This window comes from Lacticaseibacillus hegangensis, from assembly GCF_003946465.1.
Lineage (GTDB): Bacteria > Bacillota > Bacilli > Lactobacillales > Lactobacillaceae > Lacticaseibacillus > Lacticaseibacillus hegangensis.
Genome location: NZ_RHOL01000051.1, coordinates 1 through 2698, shown reverse-complemented (window position 1 = coordinate 2698; position 2698 = coordinate 1). Strand labels below are relative to the sequence as shown.

The following is a 2698-nucleotide window of genomic DNA, read 5'->3' as shown; positions in this document are numbered from 1 at the left end:
AGCCAGTGAGAACGGGCCAGTCGAGATCAGCCCAGCAGAGAAGACAGGCTATGCCGCGACACCACAAAGTGTGACCGCGGCTGAGATCCAAGCAAAACTGGATGCGTTCAAGGTTGAAGCATCGACTGATGCGGACACGGATACGATCGACTTCATTTACACGACGAATGTTAGTGACGTGACCATACCTATCAACCCCGGGGATCCGATTGATCCAAATAATTCGACGAGTCCGAAGAGCGATACGAAGATCACGGCCAACCAGCTGTCGAAGCAGGTTGTGCGGGTCATCAGCGATAAGTTTGTTGGTGGTGTTAAGGATGGGCTGACGGATACGCTAACAACGCAGACGGTCACCTATACGCGGGCAGCACAGTTCGATAAAGCAACTGGTAAGTTTGTAGCGTTCACGGATTGGACCTCAGAGACACTAGGCTTTGCAGCGTACACGCCAGCGGCGGTCGATGGCTATAAAGTCGATCCAGCTAGTGTTGACACAGGTAATGCCAAGGCGGCATTAGAGGCACTGGAAGATTCTAATAATCAAGCTAGTGTGAGTGTTAACTCTGTCCTGTTCACGTACACGTACATTGGGGGTACTTTCCCAGATGAAGATGGTGGACAAACCACACTGAAAACCAATGATAAAGGTGAAATCAACTCAATCGATAAGACATGGCCAAACGGCGACAAGACGCACGTGGACATCGATACCGACTCGAATGTGGCAACCGCAACTGAAACGCCTAAGGGTGGTCAGCCGAGTGAGCCTGTCACAATCAACCCAGGTGAAACTGCGGTTGTCGGCAAAACGACCGTTGGTAACAATGAGCCTAACGGAATCATGATGACGCGGCCAAGCGATCCAAGTTCAACGACATCACCAAGCACCACTGAGACGGTCACGCCTGACGGCGGGATTACAATTGGCAAGGTGCCAGATGCAGTTTCGACGACCAAGGACGACTACTATGGTCCAACCACGACGCCGGATCCAGACGGTGGTACCACAACCGTTAACACGAATAAGGATCACAAAGTCACCTCGATCGATAAGACATGGCCAAACGGCGACAAGACGCACGTGGACATCAGTACCGATACGAATGTGGCAACCGCAACTGAAACGCCTAAGAGCGGCCAGCCAACGACGCCAGTCACGATCAACCCAGGTGAAACCAAGGTTGTTGGTATAACGACAGTTGGTAACAATGAGCCTAACGGGATCACGATGACGCGGCCAAGCGATCCAAGTTCAACGACATCACCAAGCACCACCGAGACGGTCACGCCTGACGGCGGGATCACAATTGGCAAGGTGCCAGATGCGGTTTCGACGACCAAGGACGACTACTATGGTCCAACTACGACGCCGGATCCTGACGGTGGTACCACAACTGTTAACACGAATAAGGATCACAAAGTCACCTCGATCGATAAGACATGGTCAAACGGCGACAAGACGCACGTGGACATCGATACCGATACGAATGTGGCTACGGCTACTGAAACGCCTAAGGGCGGTCAGCCAACAGCGCTAGTCACACTCAACCCAGGTGAAACTGCGGTTGTCGGCAAGACGACGGTAACAAACAATGAGCCTAACGGGATCACGATGACGCGGCCAAGCGATCCAAGTTCAACGACATCACCAAGCATCACTGAGACAGTTACGCCTGACGGCGGGATCACGCTCAGCAAGGTGCCAGATGCAGTTTCGACGACGAAGGACGACTACTATGGTCCAACTACGACGCCGGATCCAGACGGTGGTACCACAACCGTCACCACGAACCCGGAGCACAAAGTCACGACGATTGATAAGATATGGTCAAACGGCGATAAGACGCATGTGGTCATTGATACCGACACGAACGTGGCCGTTGCGACGGAGACGCCGAAGGGCGGATGGCCGAGCGAGCCGGTCACAATCGAACCAGGCAAAACTGGTACGGTTGGCAAGACGACGGTGACGAACAATGAGCCTAATGGGATCACCTTGACCCGTCAGACTGACGGCACCAGCACCACAGGTGAGCACATTGACGATCAAGGCAACGTGTCTGACGTCAAGACTGCGGTTTCCACGAACCCACCATTCACCACGCAGACGCAACAGCCAAATATTAATGAGACGACCAACAACGGTACCACCACGACGATCACAGGCTCTGGCACGCCAGGAGCGACGATCACGGTGAACACCAATGGCGGTCCGGTCACAACCGTGGTTGATCAAAATGGTCACTGGACCATTCAAATTCCGGATACCAAACCAGGTGACACGGTGACGATTGCTCAGCACGACGGGCAAAAGCCTGAAAGCGAGCCAATCACTATCACGATTCCGGCAGTCACGACGACGGCTGAAACTGGGAAGACGCCTGCAGGGCAGGACAATCCTTCGACGCCTCAGCCGAGCACTTCAGGCAACGAGAGCGGCACCCTGAACAAGCGCAGCTCACTGCCTGACACTGATGCAGCAGCTGCGGAACGCGGTCGCAAGGCACTGCCGCAAACCGGTGAAACTCAATCCGCAAGCCTTGCACTGATTGGCGCAGCACTGATTGGACTATTCGGCCTAACGGGGGTTGAGAAACGCCGCAAGCACAACAATTGATCCTGGATTATTCACCTCGGTATTTGGGACATGAAATCGCATCTGGCCGGTCTGAAAGCAACGTTTGGAGCGTTGCGA

Annotated in this window: 1 protein-coding gene; it reads left to right on the top strand. The window is 53.9% G+C overall.

The window, feature by feature from the left end:
* The coding region (locus EKM86_RS11780; protein WP_164506274.1) for an LPXTG cell wall anchor domain-containing protein at positions 1–2620 on the top strand (2620 nt) is incomplete at its 5' end.
* Between the last annotated feature and the right edge of the window lie 78 nt (positions 2621–2698).